This window comes from Curvibacter sp. T50, assembly GCF_057219955.1.
Genome location: NZ_JBXVVU010000001.1, coordinates 1,891,734 through 1,917,650, shown reverse-complemented (window position 1 = coordinate 1,917,650; position 25,917 = coordinate 1,891,734). Strand labels below are relative to the sequence as shown.

Sequence of the window (25,917 nt, the reverse complement as noted above, 5' to 3'; positions counted from 1 at the left end):
GCCCACCCATGTTCACCAAGATCCTGATTGCCAACCGTGGCGAAATTGCCTGCCGAGTGGCTGCCACCACCCGGCGCATGGCCATCCGGTCCGTTGCGGTGTATTCCGATGCGGATGCCCATGCCAAACATGTTGCAGCCTGCGACGAGGCGGTCCATATCGGCGGCAGCGCGCCACGGGACAGTTATCTCCGCTGGGAACGCATCATCGAGGCAGCCAAAGCCACTGGTGCCCAGGCGATCCATCCTGGCTACGGATTCCTGAGTGAAAACGAAGAGTTCGCCCAGGCCTGTGCCGACGCCGGACTGGTCTTCATCGGCCCGCCGCCCTCGGCCATCAAGGACATGGGCCTGAAGGCCGAATCCAAACAGCTGATGGAGCGCGCCGGCGTCCCGCTGGTGCCCGGATACCACGGCAGCGACCAGGATCCGGCGATGCTGCGCCACGAGGCCGACCGCATTGGCTACCCCGTATTGATCAAGGCCAGCGCCGGGGGCGGCGGCAAAGGCATGCGGATCGTCGAAAAGGCCGAGGACTTTGCCGGCGCACTGGCGAGCTGCCAGCGGGAGGCCAGAAACAGCTTCGGTGACGATGCCGTGCTGATCGAGAAGTATGTGCAGCGTCCCCGCCACATCGAGATCCAGGTGTTCGGCGACACCCACGGCAATTACGTTTACCTGTTCGAGCGCGATTGCTCGGTCCAGCGCCGACACCAGAAGGTGCTGGAAGAGGCCCCCGCGCCGGGTCTGAGCCCGGAGATGCGGGCCCAGATGGGACTCGCGGCCGTGGCCGCTGCGCGTGCGGTGCACTATGTTGGCGCGGGAACGGTGGAATTCATCGTCGAGCAGCGCGAAGCAGGCGAAATGCATTTCTATTTCATGGAGATGAACACCCGACTGCAGGTGGAACACCCGGTCACCGAGGCGATCACCGGGCAGGACCTGGTGGAGTGGCAGTTGCGGGTGGCAGCTGGCGAGCCCCTGCCACTGTCGCAGGACCAGTTGCGCATCAGCGGCCATGCGATCGAGGCCCGGATCTGTGCCGAAAACCCCGACAAGAACTTCCTGCCGGCCACCGGCACGCTGCATGTCTACCGAAAACCGGCGGCGACCGCCTTCGATCGCGGACTGGTGCGGTTCGACGATGGGGTGCGCGAGGGCGATGCGATCAGTCCGTTCTACGACTCGATGGTCGCAAAGCTGATCGTCCATGGCGAAACACGGGCCCAGGCGCTTGCGCGACTGGATGAGGCACTGGCGCGCACCCGCATCATCGGGCTGGCAACCAACGTGCAGTTTCTCCGGCATGTGCTGTCGTCGCCGTCCTTTGTCCAAGCTAACCTCGATACCGCCCTCATTCCGCGAGAGGCTGCGCTCCTGTTTGAACAGGAGCGGGTTGGCGCAATCACGGCAGTCGCCGCGGCGGTGGTGCATACCCTGTTGGCGGAGCGGCAAGCCAATGACGCCGACCCTTTCAGCCGCTCCGACGGCTGGTGCTCGCATGGTCCGCTGGCCCGTCGGCGCTTCGATTTCGAATTCCGCAAGGAGCCTCTGGCCGCGCATCTGGTGTACGAGCGCTCCGGCGGACTGACCTTGCAGGTCGGTGACCGGTGCGGGTCGCTGGCGTTCCAGCCCGCGACCCGCCAGGGCGGAATGCACACCTTCGACCTTGAATTCGATGGCCGCCGGATCCGTACCGACACCTGGCAGCGGGCCGAAACCGTTCATGTCTTCACAAAAGACGGTGCTACCCAGATCCAGGAACTGGACGTCCTGGCCCACTCCGGCGACGGGGCGGGCGAGGGCGGGCGCCTGACGGCGCCGATGCCAGGCAAAGTGGTGTCGTTTGCCGTCAAGGCGGGCGACACGGTGAAGAAAGGTCAGGCCCTGGCGGTGATGGAAGCCATGAAGATGGAACACACCATTGCCGCGCCGGCGGACGGTACGGTGGCGGAGCTGCTGTATGCCCCGGGCGACCAGGTGGCTGAGGGGGCGGAGCTGCTCAAGCTGGCCGCGGCCTGATCGCGCGGGCGGTCCAAGACCCCGCCCCCACGCCACCCGGCAGGGGATGCCAGAATCGCCGCATGGTCATCACGTTCTGCTGTACCGACACCAAGCCCGAGCCCTGGCTCGCCGGCCTTCGCGCGGCTCTGCCGCTGGCGCGGGTGGAGGCCTGGGCGCCCGGCGCCCCGCCGGCTGACTATGCGGTGGTCTGGGCGCCGCCGCAGGTGTTTCTGGACGAGCAGGCAGGTCTGAAGGCGCTGTTCAACATCGGCGCCGGCGTGGACGCGTTGCTGCAGCGCCGCCTTCCGCCGGGTGTGCGAATCGTCCGGCTGGATGACGCCGGCATGTCGGTGCAGATGGCGGAATACGTCTGCCACGCGGTGATCCGCCATTTTCGCGAATTTGACGGCTACGAGGGGGATGTCGGGCAAGGGCGCTGGTCGTACCGTAAACCGCGCGACAGACTGGATTTCCCGGTCGGGGTGATGGGTCTCGGCGTGCTGGGCTCCCGGGTGGCGCAGGCGCTGCGGGCGTTCGAGTTTCCGGTCAACGGCTGGAGCCGCTCGCCACGGTCGATCGACGGGGTGCGCGGCTTCGCCGGCGACGGCGCGTTGCCGTCATTTCTCGCGGCCAGCCAGGTGCTGGTCAACCTGTTGCCGCTGACGCCCGACACCCGCGACATCCTGAACCTTGCCAACCTGTCGCGTCTGCGGCCGGGGGGCTACCTGATCAATGTCGCACGGGGCGCCCACCTGGTCGAGGAAGATCTGCTGGCCTTGCTGGACAGCGGCCATCTGGCCGGCGCCACGCTGGATGTGTTCCGCACCGAACCGTTGCCCGTCGGGCACCCGTTCTGGGGCCATCCTGCCATCACCGTGACACCCCACACCTCGGCGCGCACGCTGCGCGACGAAAGCATTGCCCAGATTGCGGGCAAGATTGCCGCACTGGAGCGCGGCGAGCCCGTTGCCGGCGTGGTGGACCCCGCGCGGGGCTACTGAATCTCTCTCCTACAGACAAGGACCGCTTTCATGTCCCTTCCCTCCCGTGTCCGGCTGATCGACGTCGGCCCCCGCGACGGCCTGCAAAACGAAAAGCAGCCGGTGCCGTCCCACATCAAGATCGAACTGGTGCACCGCCTGCAGGCCGCAGGCCTGAAGGAGATCGAGGTCACCAGCTATGTTTCGCCCAAATGGGTGCCGCAGATGGCGGACAACCATGCGGTGATGGACGGGATTGAGCGCCAGGCGGGCGTGCGCTATTCGGTGTTGACGCCCAACCTCAAAGGCTTCGAGGCTGCATTGGCCGATCTTCCGGATGAAATCGTTGTCTTCGGCGCGGCCAGCGAGGCCTTCAGCCAGAAGAACATCAACTGCTCGATCGCCGAGAGCATCGAGCGCTTCGCGCCGGTGGTTCAGGCCGCCCGCGTGGCCGGGATTGCGGTGCGTGGCGCGATGAGCTGCACCGTCGGTTGCCCTTATGAGGGCGACATCGCACCCTCACGGGTGGCTTACCTGGCGGGCCTGATGAAAGGCATCGGCGTTGACCGGGTGGACGTTGCCGACACCATCGGAGTGGGCTCGCCGCGCAAGGTTCAGGCTGCGTTCGAAGCCACGCTTCAGCACTTCGCCATCGACCGGGTCTCTGGGCATTTCCATGACACCTACGGCCAGGCGCTGGCCAATACACTCGCGGCGCTGGAGCTGGGTGTCTGGAACTTCCAGTCCTCTGTGGCGGGCCTGGGGGGCTGTCCCTATGCCAAAGGCGCCACCGGCAACGTGGCCACCGAAGACCTGGTCTTCATGCTGAACGGCATGGGTATCGAGACCGGCATCGACCTGGACCGACTGGTCGACGCGGGCGTGTTCATCAGCGATTTCCTGCAGCGCAAGCCCCAGTCCCGGGCGGCCACGGCGATCCTGAACAAGCGGGTGGGCTGACATGGATTTTCAGGTCTGGCTGGCCTACATGGTCGCGGCATGGGTGATCGCCCTGTCCCCCGGATCCGGGGCGGTGTTGTCCATGAGTCATGGACTGGCCTATGGTGTGCGCCGAACCTCGGCCACGATTGCGGGCCTGCAGATCGGGCTGTCCATCATCCTGGTGACTGCGGGCGTGGGTGTCGGCGCCCTGTTGCTGGCATCGGCCCAGGCCTTCTGGGTGGTCAAGGTGTTGGGGGCTGCCTATCTGTTCTGGCTGGGCTTGAGCCAGTGGCGCGCCCCGGTTGCGGCAGAACAAGCGGTGCTGGCCGGCGGGGAAGGGGCGCTCTCGGCGCGCCAGCGACTGGTGCGCGGGCTGCTCACGAATGTCACCAATCCGAAAGGCATCGTGTTTATGGTGGCGGTGTTGCCGCAGTTCATAGATCCCCAGCGGACCCTGTGGTTGCAATTGCTGATCCTTCTGGTAACCACGGTCGTGATCGACGTGGTGGTCATGCATGGCTACGCCTGGCTGGCCGCCAGTCTGCAGGGCCTGCTGCGCTCGGTGCGGGCCCGGCGGATACAAAACCAGATCTTTGGCGGCGTGCTGATGGCGATGGGCGCCAGTCTGCTGCTGGTGCGCCGCAGCGCAACGAACGGAGCGTGAGAAGCCATGTGTGGAGCGGAAGTCAAACCCTTGCCCGAGGGCGTGCTGCGCGTGGCGACTGTGCTTCGCGAGGCCGGCCACCCCCACGCGCCGGTCATGCTGGACGATGCCGCGCGCACCGCGCAGCAGGCGGCCGATGCCCTGGGCATCACCGTGGGCCAGATTGCCAAGAGCATCATCTTCCGGCGCAAGGGCGACGATGCGGCCGTGCTGGTGATCACGTCGGGCGACCGGCGGGTCGACGAAAAGAAAGTGGCCGCCCTGGTCGGCAAGATCGGACGCGCCGACGCCGAATTTGTCAAGGCGCGCACCGGTTTCACCATCGGAGGAGTGTCGCCTGTCGGCCATGCCACCCCGCCAGTGACCTTGATCGACCGCGAGCTTTTCCGCTTCGACGAAATCTGGGCTGCGGCGGGCCATCCCCATGGGGTGTTCCGTTTGCGTCCGGCCGATCTGGTGCACCTGACCGGTGCGGCCGTGGCCGACATTGACCAGCCGCCCCTATCATGATGGATCCTGATTTAATAGCGGAAAAAGTCCGTATCACGCTGGGTAGTGGCCAAAAAGTGCCTTCTCCCTGCATTTCCGTGTGCCGCATGGATGCCAACACCGGCTGGTGCGAAGGATGCCTGCGTCGTCTGGAAGAAATCGGCCTGTGGTCGTCCCTGGACGACGCGGCCCGGCGCGCGGTCTGGGTTCGCATTGGAGAACGTGCGCAGAAACTGAAGGCGGCACCATGAAAACGATCGATTTCTACCTGGATTTCATTTCACCCTATGCCTACCTGGCCTTCGAGCGCCTGCCCGTTGCGCTGGAGGGGATGAGCTACCACGTGCGCCACAAGCCCGTGCTGTTCGCCGGACTGCTCGCGCATCACGGCCAGCTCGGTCCGGCGGAGATCGCACCCAAACGCGACTGGACCTACCGCCAGGTTCTATGGCAGGCGCAGGTTCACGACATCCCGCTCGATTTGCCCGCCAGCCACCCGTTCAATCCGCTGGGCCTGCTGCGCCTGGCGGTTGCCTGCGACCGGGCCGGTGAGCCCAACCGGTTTGTCTGCGAAACAGTGTTCCGCCATGTCTGGCGGGGCGGCGCCGAAGCGGCCGATCCGGCCCGGCTGGCTGCGTTGCAGGCCCAGCTTGCGCCGGTTCGCGATCCGGCCGATGGTCAGGTGAAGGCGAACCTGCGCGCCCACACCGACTCGGCCATCAGCCTGGGCCTGTTTGGCGTGCCCACTTTTGTGGTCGACGGGCGCGTGTTCTGGGGCTTTGACGCGCTGCCGATGCTCGCGGCCTATCTGCGGGGCGATGCCTGGTTTGTGTCGGGCGCTTGGGAACAGGCTGCCGCGGTCGGGCACGGCGTACGTCGAGCACCCAAGCCCGATACCTGACCGGGGCGCGGCTGCCCTACCGCCCGGCGAACCAGTTGTGCTGGCTCGCGTACTTGCGAACGTCGCGCCAGTTGCCGCATTCGCGGGCGATGCGGGGCCAGATGCGTTGCAGCAGATCACATTCCGCCATCACGTCGGCCGTGGCCTCGTGCCGGGCCAGACACGTGATCGAAAAGTGATCCAGCCAGTCGTCCAGCGCCCGGGCCTTGATGTCCGGGTAGGCCACCGTGCACAGGTGCGCGATGTCCAGCCACTCATTGGCAATATCCTGGCCCAGGTACTGCTTCGCATAGCGCCCCAGCAGGGTACGGTCGAATGAGGCATGGTAGGCCACCAGCCGGGCATCGCCGATCCAGTCCCGGAACGCGGCCATCGCTTGCGCGGGCGGCATGCCCTGTCGCTGGGTTCCGATACCGATGCCATGGATCAGGACGTTGGTCTTGTCCGATGTTTTTTCCGGACAGATGGTCATGGCCAGGCTGTCCCCGGGGTGCAGGCTGAGGCGGCGTTCCCGCCAATCCACCCGCACCGCGAGCGCCGCGATGGCCAGCAGATGGTCATGTGCCGGATCCAGCCCCGTCGTTTCAACATCAAGCACCAGCCAACGTTCCGGCATCTCGCCGGGGGCGCCGGCTTCGCCCTGTCTGCCGCGTATCCAGTCGAGCCAGCTCATCGCGAAAAGTCCATTTCCAGCCGTTGCTGAATCGAGCGGGCGACACGGAAGCTGCTGGCCAGAATCCGGCGGTCGATATTGCTCAGGCTGCGAAAGGCAAGCCGGTTGGGTTCGTCCGACTTCGCCGTTTCGCCATCGAGTTGCACGCGCAGGCGCAGGCTTTGCAGGAACTCGAAGGCCCCAATCCAGCTTTCGTATTCGTTGGGCTTGAGTCCCATCGCCTGGCCGCTTTGCTCCAGCCGGTCGCGGGTGCCGGTGGCGGTCACGCCCTGTGCCAAGGCAAAAATCCGGGCGGCATCGACAAACAGCGCGGTGCCCTGCAGCTTCAGGTCCAGCCCCTCGCGATCGTCGAGTTCGATGTTGCCCAGCCAGTTCAGTGGCGATCGGTGCGTGAGCGCATTTACCGCAAGCTGGTGCAGGAATCGCGGTGTTTCGCGGATCCGTTCCTTGACCAGGGTGGTCAAGGGGTCGGTCAGAGCCAGGTCGCCGGCGATCGCCCGGAAGTCAAAAAAGATGCTGGCGTGCAGCAGGTCCTGCGGGCTGCCCTGGGAAATCCAGCGCTCGAAACGGGCGAGCCAGTCACGCTGGCGCAGGCAACAGGCGGCCTGTCCGGCCATGATGCCCCCCTTGCACAGCGGATAGCCGCAGGCGTCCAGGTCCTGGTTGACCTGGTCCGCCCAGCGGCGGATGGCTTCCAGGGCATCGTCGTCCGTGTCATCGGGCACGATCATCGCGTTGTCCTGGTCGGTGGCGATGGTCTGTTCGCCGCGGCCTTCCGAGCCCATCACCACCCAACACAGGCGTCGCGTGTCGAGACCGGCTTCTTTGGCCCGAAGTTCGACCAGACGTCCGGTCAGCAGGTCATTGAGATGGCTGATCAGTGTCGTCACCTGCCGAGCCTGCACGCCCTGCACCAGCAAACTGCTGGCCAGGTGCCGGATATCGTCCGCCGCAATCTTGAGCGCGGCGACGTTCCCGGCGCCATGTATGCGGGCGCTGACTTGCTGCAGCGTGGCCCGCTGCAAGGCAAACAGATCACGCTCCGACACCATCCCGACCAGTTTTCCGTCACGGGTGACCGGAACGTGGCGGATGACAAACTGGCTCATCAGCATCGCCGCGTCCTGGGCGGTATGCCGGTGTGTCAGGCTGCGTACCGGCGAACTCATCACCGACGCAATGGCCGCTTCCAGACTGAAATCCGGCCGGATCACCAGTCCGGGCAAATCGTTGCGGGTCATAATGCCTTGCAGCGCACCATCCTCACCCAGCACCAGCATCGAGCCAACTTTGCGCTCGTGCATGGTTTGCAACACGGCACGCAGCGGCAGGTCGGGCCCGCAATGCACCGGCTCGTAGCGGATCAGCTTCTCCAGGGGGGTTTCCAGCGACTGCTCCGACAGCACCCGACTGGCATACACCTCGCGCATCGATTGCCGCGACTTCTCCAGCAGGGATTGGACCCGCCGGTTGAGGAAGTCGGCGAACGCCGGACTGTGGCCCGCGAGTGTTTCCACATCTGCCGCCTTGATCGCCAGCACAAACAGGTCGCCGGCGGCGACGTAGGTCGACATCACCGCCCGTTTGGCCAGCAAAGCGGCCACCGGCAGCATGTCCCCGGCGTCATGAACAAAGCCGGCGCCTGCCTGCCCGCCCAACCCTTGCTGGCTGCGAACCTGGCCCTCACGAATCAGGAACAGGGTGTCCGGAATGCCCCGGTCGGGTGCCAGGAGCACCTCGTCCGCTTCCAGGTAACGCTGTTCACAGCGGGCGAGGAACCAGTCCACGTCGGCGTCTTCCATGTCGGCAAACGGATGCCAGCGGCGCAGTTGGCCACGGTAGTGCGCCAATAACGGCGCAGATGGAGTCGTGAGGTTGCTGAAGGGCATAGTGGTCAAGTGTTCCCGGAAAACGTCGAACTCCGGGTATTCCCGAATTCAGTACGGACTTACCCGGATATGGCCTTTTCCCCATTCCGTTTGTAAGAAAAGGGTAAGTGCCCACAGAAGAATCGCGTGACAAATTACCGGACACCCATGCTCACAACCTTGATCATCGTCAAGTTGGTTCTCGAAATTGCCCTGATGGCCCTGTTCGGCCGCTGGGTTCTGGGACTGCTGGCGGGCGCCCGCAAAGAGCAGAACCTGTTCTGGCAACTTCTGGACATCATGTCCCGTCCGTTCATCGTGGTGGCCCGTTTCATGGCGCCCCGCCAGGTCATCGACCGGCATGTGCCTTTGGTTGCCTTTCTGCTGCTGGCCTTTGGCTGGTTCGGTGTCACGATTCTCAAGGTCCAGACCTGCGTCCAGATCGGAGTGCACCTGTGTCAATAATCGACAAGCTTTCTCTTTCCTGGCTCAAATGGCAGGGCATGGCACTGCTGGTGCTGGGCCGACGCGAGGCGGCGCTGGAGCGTTTCGAGGCCATGCACGCGCTCGATCCGCACAATATTTATGCGTTGGCGAGCATGGCGCAGATCGAAAGCCAGTTGGGGCACCCGGCCCGGGCCATCGAGTTGCAGCAAGCGCTGACGCGGCAGGCGCCCGGCCAGGCCCACGCCTGGTTCAATCTGGGTTTCATGCTGGAAGAAGCGGGCCGACTGGAAGAGGCCGAGGTGGCCTTCCGTGAAGCCACCCGCCTGTCGCCCAAGCTTGACCGCGCCTGGTACGGCCTGGGCCTCACCCTCATCCGCCTGCGCCGCTTCGACGAAGCTGTCGATGCGTTGCGCCGCAATACCGAACTGCAACCCATGAGTCCGTACGGCTGGTACCAGCTGGCCCGGGTTCATGTCGACCGGCACGAACCGCAGGAGGCTGAGAAGATCATTCTCCACCTCCGGCAGTTCGAGCCCAAGGTGGCCGCCCAGCTCGAACGGGAAACCGGACTGCGTCCCGCGCAGTCCGCCTGACGAACCGGGTGGCCAGGACTGCCTCGCCTTCGGGCGGGGCGGAAAGGAGCCGTGACCGGCTGCAGATGATCCGGCGTGCCGGGTTGTGGTCACGATCAGCCCACTTGGGCGAATGAAACCGAGGCAGGAGACATGCAACTATCTGAAAGTCACCGCCAGTACTGGCGGAAAAACCTCAATATCACAGCGTTATTGCTTGCAATATGGTTTGTGGTGACCTTCGTGGTGGGCTATTTCGCCCGCGACCTGAGCTTCAACTTCTTTGGCTGGCCCTTCAGTTTCTGGATGGGCGCGCAAGGGTCGTTGATCGTGTATTGCTTGATCATCGCGTTTTATGCCCGCTACATGGGCAAACTCGATATCGAGCATGGCGTAGCCGAAAGCGAGGACTGAACCATGGCTGGACTATTTGGTGGTGATGATGGTGTTGGCGTCAGCAATGCGGCGGCCAACAAGGCGTTCAAACAGAACCTGAACAAGATCTACAAGTGGTACGTCGGCGGCTTCATCGCCTTCGTCGTTGTGCTGGGCTTGCTGGAGCAGATGGGGCTGAGCCGTGAATGGATCGGCTACATCTTCCTGCTGGCGACCATTGGCCTCTACGCCGGCATCGGCTTCATGAGCCGCACGAGCGACGCCGCCGAGTACTACGTGGCCGGGCGCCGGGTGCCCGCGGTGTACAACGGCATGGCCACTGGCGCGGACTGGATGTCGGCTGCTTCCTTCATCGGCATGGCCGGTACTCTGTACCTGACCGGTTACGGCGGACTGGCCTTCATCATGGGCTGGACGGGCGGCTATTGCCTGGTGGCGCTGTTCCTGGCGCCTTACCTGCGCAAGTTCGGCCAGTTCACCATTCCGGACTTCCTGGGGGAGCGGTATGGTGGCAACGCTGCACGGTTTGTCGGTATTCTGATTGCCATCCTGGTGTCGTTCGTCTACGTGGTGGCCCAGATCTACGGTGTGGGCCTGATCACGTCGCGTCTGACCGGCGTGGCCTTCGAGCTGGGCATTTTCCTGGGGCTGGGCGGCATTCTGGTCTGCTCGTTCCTGGGCGGCATGAAGGCCGTGACCTGGACCCAGGTGGCCCAGTACATCGTGCTGATCGTGGCCTACATGATCCCCGTGGTCTGGCTGTCGGTGAAGCAGACCTCGGTGCCGATTCCGCAGGCCGTCTACGGCTTCCAGCTGGAGAAAGTGACTGCGGCCGAGAAGAAGCTCACCGTCGACCCCAAAGAGCTGGAAGTGCGCGAGATTTTCAAACAGCGTTCTGCGGCCCTGGCTGAAAAGCTCAAGGACCCGGCTGCTGCCCTCGCCAAGGACAAGGCCGACGCCGAGAAGAAAATTGCCGACCTGAAGGCAGCTTCTGCCCCGGCGGCTGAAATTGCTGCCGCCGAGAAAGCGCTGGCGGGCCTGCCCAAGGATGCCGCGGACGCCAGGAAGCGCTGGACCGCCGCAAAGGCTTCCGCTGACGCCAAGTCCCGTCCGCTCAACGGCATGCCACCCCATGCGCAGCAGTTTGTCGGCGACCCGAATGGTGATGCCAAGGCACAGGAAGCCTATGACACGTCCCGTCGCAACTTCCTGGCGCTGATCTTCTGCCTGATGGTGGGCACCGCCGCCCTGCCGCACATTCTGATGCGGTACTACACCACGCCGTCCGTCAAGGAAGCGCGGGAATCGGTGACCTGGTCGCTGTTCTTCATCTTCCTGCTGTATTTCACCGCGCCGGCCCTGGCCGTGCTGGTGAAATATGAGGTGTTCACCGCGATGGTTGGCTTGCCGTTCGACAAACTGCCCGCCTGGATCGCGTCATGGGCCAAGGTCGATCCCACGTTGTTGTCGGTTGTGGATGTCAACAAGGACGGTATCTTCCAGCTGAATGAAATGAGCATCGGCGGCGACATCATCGTGTTGGCCACGCCGGAAATCGGTGGACTGCCCTACGTCATCTCCGGTCTGGTGGCTGCCGGCGGCCTGGCTGCTGCGCTGTCCACTGCCGACGGCCTGCTGCTGACCATCGCCAACGCGCTGTCGCACGACCTGTACTACAAGATGATCGACCCGAACGCCTCCACGGCCCGCCGTGTGGCGATCTCGAAGAGCCTTTTGTTGGTCGTCTCGCTGGCTGCCGCCTACGTCGCCGCTCAGAAACCGGCGGACATCCTGTTCCTGGTCTCTGCGGCGTTCTCGCTGGCGGCTGCGGGCTTCTTCCCGTGTCTGACGCTGGGAATCTTCTGGAAACGCGCCACCGGCACGGCAGCGGTGCTGGGCATGTTGGCGGGCGTGGGCGTCACGTTCTACTACATGGTCATGACCCAGCCCTGGCTGCGTGGCGTGTTTGGTGTGACGTCGCCGGTAGAGTTGTGGGCAGGCATCCAGCCGATCTCGGCCGGCGTGTTCGGCGTGCCGCTGGGCTTTGCCGTGATCATCCTGGTCAGCCTGGTGACCCCGGCGCCTAGCAAGAAGATCCAGGAACTGGTGGAACACGTGCGTTACCCCAACCTGTCAGCCAACTGACCCTTCGCCTCGCCGGCCCTCCGGGGCCGGTGGTGGCGCAGTGCTGCAATCCCTCACATGGCAGGCCTCGCGCCTGCCATGTTCGTTTTGGGGCTTCCTGCGGGTGCCCTCTGCAGGCGCCGACCCGGTCAATAGAATGCAAGGCCCATTCGAACCGACCCAGCCATGCCCCAGGGAACCATCCGCATCCGCGGCGCGCGCCAGCACAACCTCAAGAACCTGGATCTCGACGTCCGAACCGGAGAGCTCACGGTGGTGACCGGCCCCAGCGGGTCCGGCAAGTCCAGCCTGGTGTTCGACACGCTGTATGCCGAAGGCCAGCGCCGCTACGTCGAAACCTTCAGCGCCTATGCGCGCCAGTTTCTGGACCGCATGGACAAACCGGCGGTGGACAAGGTGGAGGGCGTGCCACCGGCCATTGCCATCGACCAGACCAACCCGGTGCGCTCGTCCCGTTCCACCGTCGGCACGATGACCGAGCTGAACGACCACCTCAAGCTGCTGTTCGCCCGCGCCGGCCAGCTGTTTGACCGTCAGACCGCGTTGCCCGTGCGTCATGATTCTCCGGAGACCATTTACGCGGAACTGAAGGCCCGTGCGCAGGCCGACGATCCGCGAATCGTGCTGACCTTCCCGGTGGAACTGCCGGCCGGCACCCCGCCCGCGCAGATCGAACAGTGGCTGTCGGCCAGCGGCTTCACCAAAGTGCAGGCCGAGCGCGAGGTGGCCTCACCCACCGGCCCCCGCAAAGTCCTGGACGTCGTCGCCGACCGGTTCCGTCTCGGCAACGTGGAAAAAGCCCGCGCGGTCGAGGCGATCGAGGTGGCGCTCAAGCGCGGCGGCGGCCGGCTGAATGTGTACTGCCTGCCAGAAGGTGGTGAGCGCCCCGGCGCCGGGCCGTCCCAAGCCGGGGCAGCCCCCGCGGGGGGCAGCGAACCACGCGAAGCGGGGAGCGTGGGGGCGCATGAGCTTTGGCGTTTTTCAACCGGCCTGCATTGCCCCGACAGCGACCTGCGCTACGCCGATCCGATTCCCTCGGCGTTCTCGTTCAACTCCGCCGTGGGCGCCTGCGACACCTGCCGGGGTTTCGGCCGGGTCATCGGCGTGGACTACGGTCTGGTGATCCCGGACGACAAACGCACCCTGCGCGCCGGGGCGATCAAACCCTTCCAGACGCCGGCCTGGGCGGAGTGCCAGGACGACCTGATGCGCCACGCCGAGGCCGCCGGCATCCCGCGCGACACCCCCTGGAACCGGCTCACGCCCGAACAGCGCCACTGGGTGATCCATGGCGTGCCCGACTACAAGGAGGGCCAGTGGAGCAAGCGCTGGTATGGCGTGAAGCGCTTCTTCGCCTACCTGGAGACCAAGGCCTACAAGATGCACATCCGGGTGCTGCTGTCCAAGTACCGCAGCTACACCCCGTGCGAGACCTGCGGCGGTGCCCGGCTCAAGACCGAAAGCCTGCTGTGGCGTATCGGCAGCAAGGAGGGCGCCGATGCGGTGCTCGAGCCGGCCGCGCGGTTCCTGCCGGCGGGGGTGGGCTGGTCCCGCGCGCAGCTGGAAGCGCTGCCGGGCTTTTGTCTCCATGACCTGATGCTGCTGCCCATCGAGCGGCTGCGGCGCTTTTTTGACAGCATGGACCTGTCCACCGACGGCGACGGCGCGCAGGCCCAGGCGCTCAAGCTGCTGCATGCCGAAATCGCCACCCGGCTGCGTTACCTGTGCGACGTGGGCATCGGCTACCTCACGCTGGATCGCCAGAGCCGCACGCTCAGCGGCGGCGAGGTGCAGCGCATCAACCTGACCACCGCGCTCGGCACCTCGCTGGTCAACACCCTGTTTGTGCTGGACGAGCCCAGCATCGGCCTGCACCCGCGCGACATGGACCGCATCACGCAGGCCATGCTGCGCCTGCGCGATGCGGGCAACACCCTGGTGGTGGTGGAGCACGACCCGGCCGTGATGCTGGCCGCCGACCGGGTGATCGACATGGGCCCCGGCCCCGGCGAGCGTGGCGGGCAGATCGTGTTCGACGGCACGCCCGAGGCGCTGCGCGGCGCCGACACCCTGACCGGCGCGTACCTCGGCGCGCGCAAACAGGTGGGCATGGGCCTGCGCCGCATGGTGACCGACAACACGCCGCGCCTGATCCTGGAGGGCGCGCGCGAGCACAACCTGCGCAACCTGTGCGTGGACTTTCCGCTGCAGCGTCTGGTGACGGTGACGGGCGTCAGCGGCTCGGGCAAGTCCAGCCTGATCCAGGACGTGCTGGCGCCCGCGCTGCTGCGCCATTTCGGCAAGGCCACCGAGACCCCCGGCGCCCACGACCGGCTGCTGGGCGCCGACCACCTGGCCGACGTGGTGTTTGTGGACCAGTCGCCCATCGGCAAGACGGCCCGCTCCAACCCGGTGAGTTATGTCGGCGCCTGGGACGCGATCCGGGAAATCTTCGCCACCGCGCCGCTGGCGCGCCAGCGCGGCTACACCGCCAGCAAATTCAGCTTCAACAGCGGCGACGGGCGCTGCCCCACCTGCGGCGGCTCGGGCTTCGAGCATGTGGAGATGCAGTTCCTGAGCGATGTGTACCTGCGTTGCCCCGACTGCGATGGCAAACGCTACCGGCCGGAGATCCTGGAAGTGACCATCGAGCGCCAGGCGCTGGGCGCCGTCCGCCCGCGCGTGCTGAACGTGGCCGAGGTGCTGGACCTCACCGTCAGCGAGGCGGCGGCCTTGTTCGCCCAGGACCGCGACGTGATCCGCGCGCTGCAGCCCATCGTCGACGTGGGGCTGGAATACGTGAAGCTCGGCCAGCCGGTGCCCACGCTGTCGGGCGGCGAGGCGCAGCGGCTGAAACTGGCCGGCTTTCTGGCCGAAGCTGCAAAGACCGGCTCGGCGTCCCGCCAGCCCACCGCCCGCAAAGGCACGCTGTTCCTGTTCGACGAGCCCACCACCGGCCTGCACTTCGACGACATCGCCAAGCTGATGCGCGCGCTGCGCAAGCTGCTGGAGGCCGGGCACTCGCTGATCGTGATCGAACACAACCTGGACGTGATCCGCGCCAGCGACTGGCTGATCGACCTCGGCCCCGAAGGCGGCGACGGCGGCGGCCAGCTGGTGGCCGAAGGCACACCGGACGACCTGCGCCAGCATCCGGCCTCGCACACCGGCGCCGCGCTGCGCGCCTACGACACGGCGATGGGCGCGGGCCTGCGCACCGTGCAGGAGCCGTCAATGCTCCTCAAAGAGAAGCAGGAAAAGACCATTTCACGCTGGGTAGAGGCCAAAAACGTCATTGAAATTGTCCACGCCCGCGAACACAACCTGAAAAACCTCAGCGTGGAGATTCCGCGCGGCCGGTTCAGTGTCATCACCGGGGTCAGCGGCTCGGGCAAGAGCACACTGGCGTTCGACATCCTGTTCAACGAAGGCCAGCGCCGCTACCTGGAGAGCCTGAACGCCTACGCGCGCAGCATCGTGCAGCCGGCCGGCCGGCCCGAGGTGGACGCGGTCTACGGCATTCCGCCCACGGTGGCCATCGAGCAGCGCCTGAGCCGGGGCGGCCGCAAGAGCACGGTGGGCACCACCACCGAGGTCTGGCACTTCCTGCGCCTGCTGTATGTGAAGCTGGGCACGCAGCACTGCATCCACGACGGCGCGGCGGTGTCGCCGCAGTCGGCGGATCGCATCGCCGCGCAGCTGATGACGCAGTTCCGCGGCCAGCACATTGGCCTGCTGGCGCCGCTGGTGGTGAACCGCAAGGGCGTCTACACCGAGCTGGCCGACTGGGCGCGCCCGCGCGGCTACACCCATCTGCGCGTGGACGGCCATTTCCTGCCCACCACCGGCTTTCCGCGCATCGACCGTTTCAAGGAACACACCATCGAGCTGCCGGTGCTGAGCCTGGACGTCACACCCGCCAACGAGGCCCTGCTCCGCGACGGCCTGGCCCGCGCGCTGGAGCACGGCAAAGGCGTGGTCCATGTGCTCAGCCATCTGGATGGCCTGCGCGAGGCGATGGCGGCCGGCGCGCCCACGGCGGGCATCGGCCAGCTGCTGGCCTTTTCCACCCTGCGCGCCTGCCCGGTGTGCGCGACGTCGTACGCCGAGCTGGACCCGCGCCTGTTCTCCTACAACAGCAAACACGGCTGGTGCCCGGACTGCGTGGGCACCGGCGTGAAACTGACGAAAGAGCAGCGCAAGGCGCTGGACGATTCGGTGCGGGATGACGACAACAAGGGTCGTGAGCAGACCTTTGCCGAACCCGAGGTGGACGACGTGGCCGACACCGCCTGCCCGACCTGCCAGGGCACGCGGCTGAACGCCACCGCGCGGGCGGTGCGGTTTGGCGCGGGCACCCCTCACCCCCACCCTCTCGCCCAAGGGGCGAGGGAGCCAGAACTTCTCCCTCTCCCGCTGGCGGGAGAGGGCAGGGGTGAGGGCTGGTCCATCACCGACCTGGCCCGCCTGTCGGTCACCGACATCCGCCGCTGGGTCGAAGCCCTGGTGCTGACCGGCCGCGAGGCCGAGATCGCCCGCGACCTGATCCCCGAAATCGCCGCCCGGCTGGAATTCCTGGAACAGGTTGGCCTGGGTTACCTCACGCTGGACCGGGGCGCGCCCACGCTCAGCGGCGGCGAGGCGCAGCGCATCCGGCTGGCCGCGCAACTGGGCAGCAACCTGCAAGGTGTTTGTTATGTGCTGGACGAGCCCACCATCGGCCTGCACGCCCGCGACAACCAGATCCTGCTGGCTGCGCTCAAGACCCTGAGCGACAAGGGCAACACCCTGGTGGTGGTGGAGCACGACGAGGACACCATCCGCCGCGCCGACCATGTGATCGACATCGGGCCGAGCGCCGGCAAACGCGGCGGGCGGCTGGTGGCGCAGGGCTCGGTGGCCGATCTGGCCGCCGCCGAAGACTCGCAGACCGGCCGCTACCTGCTGCACGCGATGCGCCACCCGCTGCAGCCGCGCCGGGCCGTGGCGCCGGTAACTTCAAAAACAAGAGCAAACAATGACCATTCCACGCTGGGTAACGGTCAAAAAAGCACTGAAAACCACGAAACCACCTGGCTGCGGGTGCTGGGGGCCGATCTGCACAACCTGCAGCGCGTCGACGTGGCCGTGCCGCTGCGCCGGCTGGTGGCGGTGACCGGCGTCTCCGGCTCCGGCAAGTCCACGCTGGCGCGCGATGTGCTGCTGGCCAACGTGGCGGCCTGGGTGGGGCAGCGCGCCACCAAAGCGGGCCGCGACGCGATGGATGCCGGCCAGGCGCCTTCACTGGTGGGCTGCGCCGGCCTGCAGGGATTCGAGACGCTGGACCGGGTGCTGGAGGTGGACCAGACCCCCATCGGCAAGACCCCGCGCAGCTGCCCGGCCACCTACATCGGCTTCTGGGACACCGTGCGCAAGCTGTTTGCCGAAACGCTGGAGGCCAAGGCCCGCGGCTACGGGCCGGGGCGCTTCTCCTTCAACACCGGCGGAGGCCGCTGTCCGTCGTGTGAAGGGCAGGGCGTGCGCACCATCGAAATGAGCTTCCTGCCCGACGTGAAAGTGCCCTGTGAGGTTTGCCACGGCGCCCGCTTCAACCCCGAGACGCTCGCCGTCACCTGGCGCGGCAAAAGCATCGGCGACGTGCTGCAGATGGAAGTGGACGAGGCGGTGGACTTCTTCGCCAGCATGCCCGCCATCAGCCATCCGCTGCAATTGCTGAAAGACGTGGGCCTGGGCTACCTCACGCTGGGCCAGCCCAGCCCCACCCTCAGCGGCGGCGAAGCGCAGCGCATCAAGCTGGTGACGGAACTGTCCAAGGTGCGCGACGAGGTGGGCAAACGCGGCCAGAAGGCGCCCCACACCCTGTACGTGCTGGACGAGCCCACCGTGGGCCTGCACATGGCCGACGTGGACAAACTCATCCGCGTGCTGCACCGCCTGGTCGATGGCGGCCACAGCGTGGTGGTGATCGAACACGACCTGGACGTGATCGCCGAAGCCGACTGGATCATCGACCTCGGCCCGGACGGCGGCGCCGGCGGCGGGCGCATCGTGGCCGCGGCCACGCCCGAGGCCGTGGTGCGTGCCGGCACGCCCACCGGGGTGGCGCTGGGGCCGGTGCTGGCGCGGGGGTGAGGGCGCCGCGCGATGTTGCCGGTGTCGGGCCGCGCCGTGCGGCAGACTGATCCGTTCGGACGGCGCCTGGCTCAGGCGCCTTTCGGCAGCACGCGCTGCACCAGCGGGTGTTTCACCCGCTTCTCGGTGTCGATCGCGAAATAGTGCTCGGTCACGCCCTCGATGGTGGCGAGCCGGTGGACGGCGTACCGTTGTTCCAGATCGGCGTGGACCCATTCGCTGGCGGGAAACAGGCCCATGCCGCTGGCGCCGAAGGTCTTCAGCAACGCGCTGTCTTCAAACTCGCCCGCGATTCTCGGACGCAGGTCATGCGCGTCGAACCACCGGTCCAGCCGCTCGCGCATCGCCGCATGGGCCGTGGGCAGCAAAACCGGCGTGTCCCGCAGGCTGTGGGGGAAATGATCGCGGCAGCCGTGAACCAGATCGGCGCATCCATACCAGGCAACCGGGGATGTGCCCACACGGTGGCTGTAAAGCCGCATGGCGTGATTCGGTGGCGCGGGGCGATCCGACAACACCACATCCAGCCGGTGCAAGGCCAGATCACCCAGCAGATCGTCCAGTTCGCCTTCGTGGCACAGCAGGCGCAAATGGGGCGTGGAAAGCACCGGGTGCAGCAGCCGGTGCACGATCAGTTTGGGTAGCCCGTCCGATACGCCGACGGCCAGCCGCACTTCGGGGGCGCTGGCCGCATTTCGAACCCGGGCTGGCAATTCCCCTCCGAGCTGGAAGATCAGGTCCGCCTGTTTCAGCGCGGCCGCCCCGGCGGCGGTCAGGACCAGTCCGCGGCCGGACGGTTTCAGCAGTGCGAATCCGAGCGCACGCTCCAGCTCCCGGACCTGGGCACTCACGGTCTGCACCGCCATGCCGAGCTTGTCGGCGGCCCGGGTCATGCCGCCTTCCTGGGCGACAACCCAGAAGTAGTAAAGGTGCTTGTAGTTGAATGGTGTGGACACGGATGGTTTTTCAGGAGTATTTGTTCGAATTTATCTGCTTTTATATGGTGTGTTGGGACGGTAGTGTGGAGCGCCTCAATAACTGAAAGGCTTTGTGATGCTCATACTGGTCGTGTCGAACCCGGCTGTCGATGAGGGCGCTCGCGCATTCGCCGCCGCCCGGATCCGCTTCGCCTTGCGCCGGCTGCGGGCGGCTGTGCCTCGGGTGGAAGTCCGTTTCGCCGATGTCAACGGCCCGCGCGGTGGCATGGACCAGCGCTGCCGGATCCAATTGCGCACGGACGGCGCCGGCACGGTCGTGAAGACGGCGTTCGCGCATGACTGGAGGGCTGCCCTCGATTGCGCCCTCGCGGCCGCGATGCAGTCGCTGACACGCGCACGCCAGCGCCGCCAGCGACAGAACCGGATCGGTGCGCTGGGGCTTGTGGCGGGAGACGCCCATGCCTGATATCTCGTCCGTGGACCTGGCGTTTGGGGTCCTCGTGGTCGCCTTGGCCATCCTGGTTGCGGCTCTCCATGAGTTCCGGGCCAGCAATCACCGCGATGCCGGTGCACTCGCGGTCTCGGGCACCCTGGGCCTTGCCGGCAGTCTGGCGGTCTGGCTGCTCTGAACTGCGGCCTGGCGGGCGGCGCTGAAGCCTGCGCGACAGCCCATAAGGGCGTTCCTGATGGCGTGATTGTCGGGGGGCCAATCCGGGTTTCATGCCTTGCCCCCCGGAGACTCCGTGCAACGTCGACAGCTCGGCCAGCTTGCCGCTGCCACCCTTGCTGCCGCCGCCCTGGGGGTTTCCGGGCAGGGCGGATTTCCGACCAGACCGATCAGGCTGGTCGTTGCCTTCCCGGCGGGTGGCCCGACCGACATCACCATGCGCGCCCGGGCCGACAACGCCAGTAAGATTCTGGGCCAGCCGGTCATCGTCGAGAACAAGCCCGGCGCGGGGGCACCCTGCCGGCCCAGGGCTTGCAGACGGCCGCGGCCGACGGCCACACCGTGGCGCAAATCCCGCTGGGGGTTTCCGCCTGCCCTTCACCACCAAACTCACCTGGGACCCGATCAAAGACATCACTTGCGCCCCAGGTCGAGGCGGGCAAGCTGCGGGTGCTCAACACCTGGGGCGCCGAGCGCCTGGCCAAATTCCCCGATGCGCCCACGCTCAAGGAGCTGGGCCTGGACCTGGTGCAGAACTCCCCCTTTGGCATCGGCGCCCCGAAAGGCACGCCGCCCGCCGTGGTCAAACGCCTGCACGACGCTTTCAAACAGGCGATGGAGCACGAGAGCTACATCACCGCGCTCAAGCGCTACGACATGGTGCCCATGTACATGAGCAGCGCCGCGTATCTGAAGTTCGCGCAGGAGACCTTCGCGCGCGAGAAGGCACTGGTGGAGAAGCTCGGGCTGGCCAAGCCGACCTGAGCACCCGGCAGGCGCGGCTTGCGCATTGCGGCGCATGGCGCGCCGATCCTAGAACTCCCAGGCGCCCACCAACCTTACCTGACTCTGGCCGTCCTGGCGGCCCAGGGCGATGGAGAGGGCTACGCCCTCGGCGGCGCGCCAGCGCAGCCCGAGTTGTCGGCCCAGGCCACCGGGACCGGATTCGCCGAACAGGTCGCCCGTCAGCGAAACGGTGGGCGCGAGTGCCCACTCACCACCCAGGGACCACTGGGTGGTCGATTGGCTGGCTCCGCCCTGCGGGCGCGAAGCGGCGTGGCCGAGGTTCATGTGCACCGCATGCCCGCCGTCGTAGCGGTGGGTCAGCAGGGCGGTGAGGGTGTTTTCGCGCACCCGCGGCCCGGCATCGGGGCGGGCGTTGCTCAGCTCCAGTTTGAGGCCCGCAGTGGTTTCGCCCCATTTGAGCGGCACCCATTTGAAGGCCACGCTGGCGGCGCGTTCGGTCGTGGACGGGATGGTCGATCGGTCGGACGATCGCCCGAAGCCGAGCCCGATTTCAAGGTTTTCGACCGGCGCAAATCCGAAACCCAGCGTCGGGCTGCGCACACTGCCTTCGCGGGCCCACTCGAATTCGATCTTGTAGCCGCCTCGGCCCAGCGCGCCGGCATCGTCGGTGTTCATCGGCGCTTCGGCGAGAACAAACGGGCTTGCCAGGGCAAACACAGCCGCGGCGAACAGGGAGTGACGGGGCAGAGGGTGCAAGTTGGTCATGGTGTCCTCGGTGGATTCGCTCGGGCGGTGCGGGTCGGAGCCTGGCGCAGGCGCGGCTTCGCCAGCCGCTGAATTTCGATGGGGGACGGGCTTATACCACACGAAAATTCGAAGGACAAGTAATGGAGCGGGTGCGGCCTGCAGTTCGGCGCTTCACTGCCATTCGTGGACGGGATGGTGCTTGCCGAATTCGATGGTGGTGATTCGGCGGGCCGGGACATGTAGTGTCCGGGCGCGCCCGTTTGCCGGTATCCCGGAGCACATTTTTCTTGCCTTGCCGAGGGCATGACCGGTGCGCGCCCGGCTGCATGGGTGGCGCGCAGGCCGTGCAGGGCATCCTTCCAATGACCCGTCGGCGGCTGTCAGCCTTTGTTGGATTGCTGTCATATCCTTGTCAGTCGTAAGGTTGAAGATTGTTGCAGCAGGCGGCGGATGGCTGTCGTGTGCATTCACAAAAAAGGAAACACATCATGGAAGACGAACTGGCGAAGCGGATAGCCAGCCATCCGAAATACCAGGAACTGAAGGCCAAGCGGACCAGCTTCGGCTGGTGGCTCACGATTGCGATGCTGGTCGTGTACTACGGCTTCATCCTGCTCGTGGCGTTCAACAAGCCGTTGCTGGCCTCGCGCATCGGCAGCGGCGTCATGACCCTGGGCATGCCCATCGGTCTGGGCGTCATTCTGTTCACCATCATCATCACGGCCATTTATGTGCGCCGTGCCAACAGCGAATTCGACAAGCTGTCGGATGACATCACCAAGGCGGTGCTGAAATGAAATCGACTACGAAATACGCATTGCCCTTTGCTGCGCTGATTGGCGCGGGGGTGGCCATGGCCGCGGGCGCCGACCTGGGCCAGGCCGACAAGCAGGCCACCAACTGGACCGCAATCGCGATGTTCGCGATTTTCGTCGCCTTCACGCTGTGGATCACCAAATGGGCCGCAGCCAAGACCAAGAGCGCGGCCGACTTCTACACCGGTGGCGGCGGCATCACCGGCTTCCAGAACGGCCTGGCCATCGCCGGTGACTACATGTCGGCAGCCTCGTTCCTGGGGATCTCCGCGGCGGTCATGGCCTCGGGCTTCGACGGACTGATCTTTTCGATCGGCTTCCTGGTCGGTTGGCCGGTGGTCACCTTCCTGCTGGCCGAGCGGCTGCGCAACTTGGGCAAGTTCACCTTCGCCGACGTGGCCGCGTTCCGCTTCGCGCAGACGCCGGTGCGCATGTTTGCCGCCAGCGGTACCCTGGTGGTGGTGGCCTTCTATCTCATCGCCCAGATGGTCGGTGCCGGTCAGCTCATCAAGCTGCTGTTCGGGCTGGAGTACATGTACGCGGTGGTCATCGTCGGCGTGCTGATGATGGTCTACGTGCTGTTCGGCGGCATGACCGCCACGACCTGGGTACAGATCATCAAGGCCATCATGCTGCTGTGCGGCGCCAGCTTCATGGCCGGCGCGGTGCTCTGGCACTTCGGCTTCAGCCCCGAGGCGATGTTCGCCAAAGCGGTCGAGATCAAGACGGGCCTGGCCGTCACCGCGGGCAAGACGCCGGAAGAAGCGGCCAAGGCCGGCTTCTCGATCATGGGCCCCGGTGGCTTCGTCAAGGATCCGATCAGCGCCATCAGCTTCGGCATGGCCCTGATGTTCGGCACGGCGGGTCTGCCGCACATCCTGATGCGCTTCTTCACCGTTCCCAACGCCAAGGAAGCGCGCAAGTCGGTGCTGTGGGCCACCACCTGGATCGGCTACTTCTACATCCTGACCTTCATCATCGGCTTTGGCGCCATCGTCTTTGTGCTGACCAACCCCAGTTTCCTCGACGCCAAGGGCGCGCTGCTGGGTGGCAACAACATGGCGGCGGTGCACCTGGCCAACGCGGTCGGCGGCAACGTGTTCCTGGGCTTCATCTCGGCGGTGGCTTTCGCCACCATCCTGGCGGTGGTGGCCGGTCTGACGCTCAGTGGCGCCTCGGCCGTGTCCCACGACCTGTACGGCACCGTCATCAAGAAGGGCAAGGCGGACAGCGCTGCGGAGCTGCGTGTCTCCAAGATCACCACGATCTGCCTGGGCATCGTGGCGGTGGTGCTGGGCATTGCGTTCGAGAAGCAGAACATCGCCTTCATGGTGAGCCTGGCCTTTGCCATCGCGGCATCGGCCAACTTCCCGGTGCTGCTGATGAGCGTGCTGTGGAAGGGCTGCACCACGCGTGGCGCGGTGATCGGCGGCTTCCTGGGCCTGATCAGCTCGGTGGTGCTGACGGTGGTGTCGCCCGCGGTGTGGGAAGCCACGCTTGGCAACCCCAAGGGCTCCGCGTGGTTCCCGTACACCAGCCCGGCGCTGTTCAGCATGACCATCGGCTTCGTTGGCATCTGGCTGTTCTCGATCCTGGACAACAGCAAGCGCGGCGACGAGGACCGTGCGGGCTTCGCCGCCCAGCAGGTTCGCAGCGAGACGGGCATCGGCGCGTCCGGCGCTTCGGGGCACTGAGTCTGTCGCGCAGTGGTCGGCCCAGGCCCCACTGCGCTATCCTCTTCGGGATCGCTGCCGCAAGGCACGCGGTCCCTTTTCGTTTCCATCCACCATGAGCTCCAGTTTCGACTTCGATGTCGCCCCGTTCGACCTTCTGAACTCGGCGCAGCAGGAAACGGTGCGCGGCAACGCCGAGCTGGTGCGTTATGCGGCGGGCGACCTGATCCTGACGCCGGAGGTCGAACCGGTCCATGCCTACCTGCTGGTGTCGGGCAGTGTGCGACGGCAGGCCGGCATGCTGGCCGAGGCTACCTACGGACCGGGCACCCTGTTTGGCGCGCGCGCCGTGCTGTCGGGCCGCGCGACCAGTGTCTCGCTGGCGCAGGGCGAAGTGCAGGCCTGGCGACTACCGAAATCCACGCTTCAGGCGTTGCTGGTTGATAGCCCGGCATTCTGCGCGGCGGTTTTCAGCGAGATCGCGCACCGGGTTTCGCAGCAGGAGGCGCGTGCCGAGCAAAGGGAATTCCTGTCGCTGATGATGGCCCGGGTGCGTGATGCGTACGTGCGCAAGCCCTTCTACCTGGACGGCGCGGCGGATCTGGTTTCGGCCTGCGCCGCCATGTCCGCCGCCGGCCAGAGCAATGCGCTGGTGCGCGACGGCGATCGGGTCGGGATGTTCACCACCACCGACCTGCGCGATGCGCTGCTTCGCCGTTCCGACGGGGGCGACGTCCTCGCACCCCATGCCGTCAAGGTGCGGGACGTGGCCCGCTTCGAGCTGATCTCGGTCCATGCCGACCGTGAGCTGTTCGAGGCGCTGCTGCTGATGTTGCGCCACCGGGTGCACCGCGTTCTGGTCCGCGACGACACCGGCATCGTTGGCGTGCTCAGTCAGCTCGACCTGATGAGCTTCGTCTCCAACCATTCGCACCTCATCGCCTTGCAGGTCGAGCAAGCCAGGAACCTTGCCGACCTCAAGGCCGCCGCGCTGCAATTGGACGGCCTGGTCGAACTGTTGCACGGCGGTGGCGTCAAGATCGAGGTCATCAGCAGCATGGTGCGCGTGCTCAACGGCCAGGTCTATGCGCGGCTGTGGAGTTTCGTCGCGCCGCCCGAACTGGTCGCCAACAGCTGCCTGCTGGTGATGGGCAGCGAGGGCCGCGGTGAACAGATCCTGAAAACCGACCAGGACAATGCGCTGCTGCTGCGCGACGGCTTTGACTGCGCCGAGCTGCCCCAGGTGGCCGAGGCCTTCAACCGGGCATTGATCGATTTTGGCTGGCCGAGTTGCCCCGGCCTCGTCATGCTCACCAATCCGATGTGGCGTGCGCCGCTGGCCACCTTTCGCGAGCACCTGCGCAGCTGGATCTATGGCAGCGATCCCGATGGGGCGATGCACCTGGCGATCTTCATGGATGCGTCCGCGGTGGCCGGCGATGCGAGCCTGTTGCAGAGCGCGCGCGATTTCGCCTTCGACATCCTTCCCGGCAACGACGCCTTCCTGGCCCGCTTTGCCGCCGCGGCCGACCAGTTCGAGGAGCCCTCGGTGGGCTGGTGGGCGCGCCTGACTTCGCCGCGCGCCCGGGACGAATTGCCTTTCGACCTGAAAAAACTGGGGACTTTTCCGATCGTTCACGGCGTTCGCGCCCTGGCTTTGCAGGAGCAGGTCACGCAACTGGCCACCACCGATCGACTGCGCGCGCTGGTCGATCGCGGGCGGGTCGAGGCGCCGCTGGCACGCGACCTGATCGAGGCGCTGCACTTCATGATGGCGCTGAAGCTGAAGAACAACCTGGCCCAACGGCAGGGCGGTCAGCCGGCAGACAACCTGGTGCGCATGGGGTCGATGAGCACGCTCGAACGCGATCGCCTTCAGGATGCGTTGGGCATCATCAAGCGTTTCCGGCAGTTCTTGCAACAGCATTTCAAGCTGGGCGCGGTCTGAAGGCTGCGGGCTGTTTGAGGCCTTGGAAACCTGACCGTTGCGAGTACGCTGACCGGTTCCGAGGGCGAGCAGGTTTCAGCGGGCTGGCGCGTGCAGGGCTCGGTGGAACCGTGCGCCGGGACTGGGCAAGTAAGGCCATGGTCAGTGCACGGCGCAAAATGGGAAGCGAA

21 protein-coding genes and 1 pseudogene are annotated in these 25,917 nt (G+C 66.0%); 18 read left to right on the top strand and 4 right to left on the bottom strand.

Translation table 11 applies throughout. The features are described from left to right. Positions 1–8 precede the first annotated feature (8 nt). The 7 genes from AC2EBU_RS09130 (at position 9) to AC2EBU_RS09100 (ending at position 5,979) form a co-directional block, all read left to right on the top strand. A complete protein-coding gene (locus AC2EBU_RS09130; RefSeq protein WP_484610040.1) occupies positions 9–2,021 on the top strand; it encodes an acetyl/propionyl/methylcrotonyl-CoA carboxylase subunit alpha in 2,013 nt (670 codons plus the stop codon). 62 nt (positions 2,022–2,083) lie between these two features. Next, a complete protein-coding gene (locus AC2EBU_RS09125; RefSeq protein ID WP_484610039.1) occupies positions 2,084–3,004 on the top strand; it encodes a 2-hydroxyacid dehydrogenase in 921 nt (306 codons plus the stop codon). Positions 3,005–3,034: 30 nt separating this feature from the next. Beyond that, a complete protein-coding gene (locus tag AC2EBU_RS09120) occupies positions 3,035–3,943 on the top strand; it encodes a hydroxymethylglutaryl-CoA lyase (RefSeq protein WP_484610038.1) in 909 nt (302 codons plus the stop codon). Between the two features lies 1 nt (position 3,944). Beyond that, positions 3,945–4,589, top strand: coding sequence for a LysE family transporter (locus AC2EBU_RS09115; RefSeq protein WP_484610037.1), 645 nt, complete (start codon positions 3,945–3,947; stop codon positions 4,587–4,589). Between the two features lie 6 nt (positions 4,590–4,595). Continuing rightward, a complete protein-coding gene (locus AC2EBU_RS09110; RefSeq protein WP_484610036.1) occupies positions 4,596–5,099 on the top strand; it encodes a YbaK/EbsC family protein in 504 nt (167 codons plus the stop codon). After that, a complete protein-coding gene (locus AC2EBU_RS09105; protein WP_484610153.1) occupies positions 5,099–5,329 on the top strand; it encodes a DUF1289 domain-containing protein in 231 nt (76 codons plus the stop codon). Before AC2EBU_RS09110 ends, AC2EBU_RS09105 begins: the two co-directional genes overlap by 1 nt. Next, complete coding sequence (locus AC2EBU_RS09100; RefSeq protein WP_484610035.1) at positions 5,326–5,979, top strand: 2-hydroxychromene-2-carboxylate isomerase; 654 nt, start codon at positions 5,326–5,328, stop codon at positions 5,977–5,979. The genes AC2EBU_RS09105 and AC2EBU_RS09100 overlap by 4 nt, the downstream gene beginning before the upstream one ends. 16 nt (positions 5,980–5,995) lie before the next feature. Here AC2EBU_RS09100 and AC2EBU_RS09095 read toward each other — a convergent pair whose 3' ends face one another. Together AC2EBU_RS09095 and AC2EBU_RS09090 are read right to left on the bottom strand one after the other, a co-directional pair. Next, positions 5,996–6,652: a 3'-5' exonuclease gene (locus tag AC2EBU_RS09095; RefSeq protein ID WP_484610034.1), complete on the bottom strand. Its 657-nt coding sequence runs from the start codon at positions 6,650–6,652 to the stop codon at positions 5,996–5,998. Then, on the bottom strand, positions 6,649–8,541 hold the full coding sequence (locus AC2EBU_RS09090) for a DUF294 nucleotidyltransferase-like domain-containing protein (RefSeq protein WP_484610033.1): 1,893 nt from the start codon (positions 8,539–8,541) through the stop codon (positions 6,649–6,651). Before AC2EBU_RS09090 ends, AC2EBU_RS09095 begins: the two co-directional genes overlap by 4 nt. A gap of 147 nt (positions 8,542–8,688) precedes the next feature. Here AC2EBU_RS09090 and AC2EBU_RS09085 point away from each other — a divergent pair, with 147 nt between their 5' ends. The 5 genes from AC2EBU_RS09085 to uvrA all read left to right on the top strand — a co-directional run bounded on the left by AC2EBU_RS09085 (position 8,689) and on the right by uvrA (position 18,212). Then, positions 8,689–8,985, top strand: coding sequence for a hypothetical protein (locus AC2EBU_RS09085; protein ID WP_484610032.1), 297 nt, complete (start codon positions 8,689–8,691; stop codon positions 8,983–8,985). Beyond that, positions 8,976–9,560, top strand: a complete 585-nt coding sequence (locus tag AC2EBU_RS09080) for a tetratricopeptide repeat protein (RefSeq protein WP_484610031.1) — start codon at positions 8,976–8,978, stop codon at positions 9,558–9,560. Before AC2EBU_RS09085 ends, AC2EBU_RS09080 begins: the two co-directional genes overlap by 10 nt. A 132-nt stretch (positions 9,561–9,692) precedes the next feature. Then, complete coding sequence (locus AC2EBU_RS09075; RefSeq protein WP_484610030.1) at positions 9,693–9,953, top strand: DUF4212 domain-containing protein; 261 nt, start codon at positions 9,693–9,695, stop codon at positions 9,951–9,953. A 3-nt stretch (positions 9,954–9,956) separates the two neighbouring features. Then, positions 9,957–12,080, top strand: coding sequence for a sodium:solute symporter family protein (locus AC2EBU_RS09070; RefSeq protein WP_484610029.1), 2,124 nt, complete (start codon positions 9,957–9,959; stop codon positions 12,078–12,080). 165 nt (positions 12,081–12,245) lie between these two features. Further along, positions 12,246–18,212: an excinuclease ABC subunit UvrA gene (gene uvrA / locus AC2EBU_RS09065; protein WP_484610028.1), complete on the top strand. Its 5,967-nt coding sequence runs from the start codon at positions 12,246–12,248 to the stop codon at positions 18,210–18,212. A 71-nt stretch (positions 18,213–18,283) separates the two neighbouring features. Here the strand turns inward: uvrA and AC2EBU_RS09060 are convergent, their stop codons facing one another. Continuing rightward, positions 18,284–19,168 (bottom strand): LysR family transcriptional regulator, encoded by an 885-nt coding sequence (locus tag AC2EBU_RS09060; protein ID WP_484610027.1) that lies wholly within the window; start codon positions 19,166–19,168, stop codon positions 18,284–18,286. Between the two features lie 97 nt (positions 19,169–19,265). On the opposite strand from AC2EBU_RS09060, the gene AC2EBU_RS09055 reads away from it, so the two are divergent. The 3 genes and pseudogenes from AC2EBU_RS09055 to AC2EBU_RS09045 all read left to right on the top strand — a co-directional run bounded on the left by AC2EBU_RS09055 (position 19,266) and on the right by AC2EBU_RS09045 (position 20,582). Then, positions 19,266–19,616 carry an HPF/RaiA family ribosome-associated protein gene (locus AC2EBU_RS09055; protein ID WP_484610026.1) on the top strand — a complete coding sequence of 117 codons (351 nt, stop codon included), beginning with the start codon at positions 19,266–19,268 and terminating at the stop codon, positions 19,614–19,616. Then, positions 19,609–19,779: a hypothetical protein gene (locus tag AC2EBU_RS09050; protein ID WP_484610025.1), complete on the top strand. Its 171-nt coding sequence runs from the start codon at positions 19,609–19,611 to the stop codon at positions 19,777–19,779. Before AC2EBU_RS09055 ends, AC2EBU_RS09050 begins: the two co-directional genes overlap by 8 nt. A 114-nt stretch (positions 19,780–19,893) precedes the next feature. Then, positions 19,894–20,582, top strand: a pseudogene (locus tag AC2EBU_RS09045) (tripartite tricarboxylate transporter substrate binding protein). A 48-nt stretch (positions 20,583–20,630) separates the two neighbouring features. On the opposite strand, the gene AC2EBU_RS09040 reads toward AC2EBU_RS09045, so the two are convergent. Continuing rightward, a complete protein-coding gene (locus tag AC2EBU_RS09040; protein WP_484610024.1) occupies positions 20,631–21,329 on the bottom strand; it encodes a hypothetical protein in 699 nt (232 codons plus the stop codon). A gap of 470 nt (positions 21,330–21,799) precedes the next feature. On the opposite strand from AC2EBU_RS09040, the gene AC2EBU_RS09035 reads away from it, so the two are divergent. The 3 genes from AC2EBU_RS09035 (at position 21,800) to AC2EBU_RS09025 (ending at position 25,747) form a co-directional block, all read left to right on the top strand. After that, the gene (locus AC2EBU_RS09035; RefSeq protein WP_484610023.1) at positions 21,800–22,108 is read left to right on the top strand and encodes a DUF485 domain-containing protein; all 309 of its coding nucleotides are present in this window, start codon (positions 21,800–21,802) and stop codon (positions 22,106–22,108) included. Further along, entirely contained in the window at positions 22,105–23,820 is a 1,716-nt protein-coding gene (locus tag AC2EBU_RS09030) for a cation acetate symporter (RefSeq protein ID WP_484610022.1), read from the top strand. Before AC2EBU_RS09035 ends, AC2EBU_RS09030 begins: the two co-directional genes overlap by 4 nt. Positions 23,821–23,914: 94 nt before the next feature. Beyond that, positions 23,915–25,747, top strand: a complete 1,833-nt coding sequence (locus AC2EBU_RS09025) for a putative nucleotidyltransferase substrate binding domain-containing protein (RefSeq protein WP_484610021.1) — start codon at positions 23,915–23,917, stop codon at positions 25,745–25,747. Positions 25,748–25,917 lie beyond the last annotated feature (170 nt).

Bases quoted from the DNA above. Each gene is read 5' to 3' on its own strand.
- AC2EBU_RS09105 (WP_484610153.1), top strand. From the start codon at position 5,099: ATGGATCCTGATTTAATAGCGGAAAAAGTCCGTATCACGCTGGGTAGT.
- AC2EBU_RS09130 (WP_484610040.1), top strand. From the start codon at position 9: ATGTTCACCAAGATCCTGATTGCCAACCGTGGCGAAATTGCCTGCCGA.
- AC2EBU_RS09115 (WP_484610037.1), top strand. From the start codon at position 3,945: ATGGATTTTCAGGTCTGGCTGGCCTACATGGTCGCGGCATGGGTGATC.
- AC2EBU_RS09090 (WP_484610033.1), bottom strand. From the start codon at position 8,541: ATGCCCTTCAGCAACCTCACGACTCCATCTGCGCCGTTATTGGCGCAC.
- AC2EBU_RS09110 (WP_484610036.1), top strand. From the start codon at position 4,596: ATGTGTGGAGCGGAAGTCAAACCCTTGCCCGAGGGCGTGCTGCGCGTG.
- AC2EBU_RS09075 (WP_484610030.1), top strand. From the start codon at position 9,693: ATGCAACTATCTGAAAGTCACCGCCAGTACTGGCGGAAAAACCTCAAT.
- AC2EBU_RS09050 (WP_484610025.1), top strand. From the start codon at position 19,609: ATGCCTGATATCTCGTCCGTGGACCTGGCGTTTGGGGTCCTCGTGGTC.
- AC2EBU_RS09025 (WP_484610021.1), top strand. From the start codon at position 23,915: ATGAGCTCCAGTTTCGACTTCGATGTCGCCCCGTTCGACCTTCTGAAC.
- AC2EBU_RS09085 (WP_484610032.1), top strand. From the start codon at position 8,689: ATGCTCACAACCTTGATCATCGTCAAGTTGGTTCTCGAAATTGCCCTG.
- AC2EBU_RS09125 (WP_484610039.1), top strand. From the start codon at position 2,084: ATGGTCATCACGTTCTGCTGTACCGACACCAAGCCCGAGCCCTGGCTC.
- AC2EBU_RS09040 (WP_484610024.1), bottom strand. From the start codon at position 21,329: ATGACCAACTTGCACCCTCTGCCCCGTCACTCCCTGTTCGCCGCGGCT.
- uvrA (WP_484610028.1), top strand. From the start codon at position 12,246: ATGCCCCAGGGAACCATCCGCATCCGCGGCGCGCGCCAGCACAACCTC.
- AC2EBU_RS09070 (WP_484610029.1), top strand. From the start codon at position 9,957: ATGGCTGGACTATTTGGTGGTGATGATGGTGTTGGCGTCAGCAATGCG.
- AC2EBU_RS09100 (WP_484610035.1), top strand. From the start codon at position 5,326: ATGAAAACGATCGATTTCTACCTGGATTTCATTTCACCCTATGCCTAC.
- AC2EBU_RS09095 (WP_484610034.1), bottom strand. From the start codon at position 6,652: ATGAGCTGGCTCGACTGGATACGCGGCAGACAGGGCGAAGCCGGCGCC.
- AC2EBU_RS09120 (WP_484610038.1), top strand. From the start codon at position 3,035: ATGTCCCTTCCCTCCCGTGTCCGGCTGATCGACGTCGGCCCCCGCGAC.
- AC2EBU_RS09035 (WP_484610023.1), top strand. From the start codon at position 21,800: ATGGAAGACGAACTGGCGAAGCGGATAGCCAGCCATCCGAAATACCAG.
- AC2EBU_RS09030 (WP_484610022.1), top strand. From the start codon at position 22,105: ATGAAATCGACTACGAAATACGCATTGCCCTTTGCTGCGCTGATTGGC.
- AC2EBU_RS09055 (WP_484610026.1), top strand. From the start codon at position 19,266: ATGCTCATACTGGTCGTGTCGAACCCGGCTGTCGATGAGGGCGCTCGC.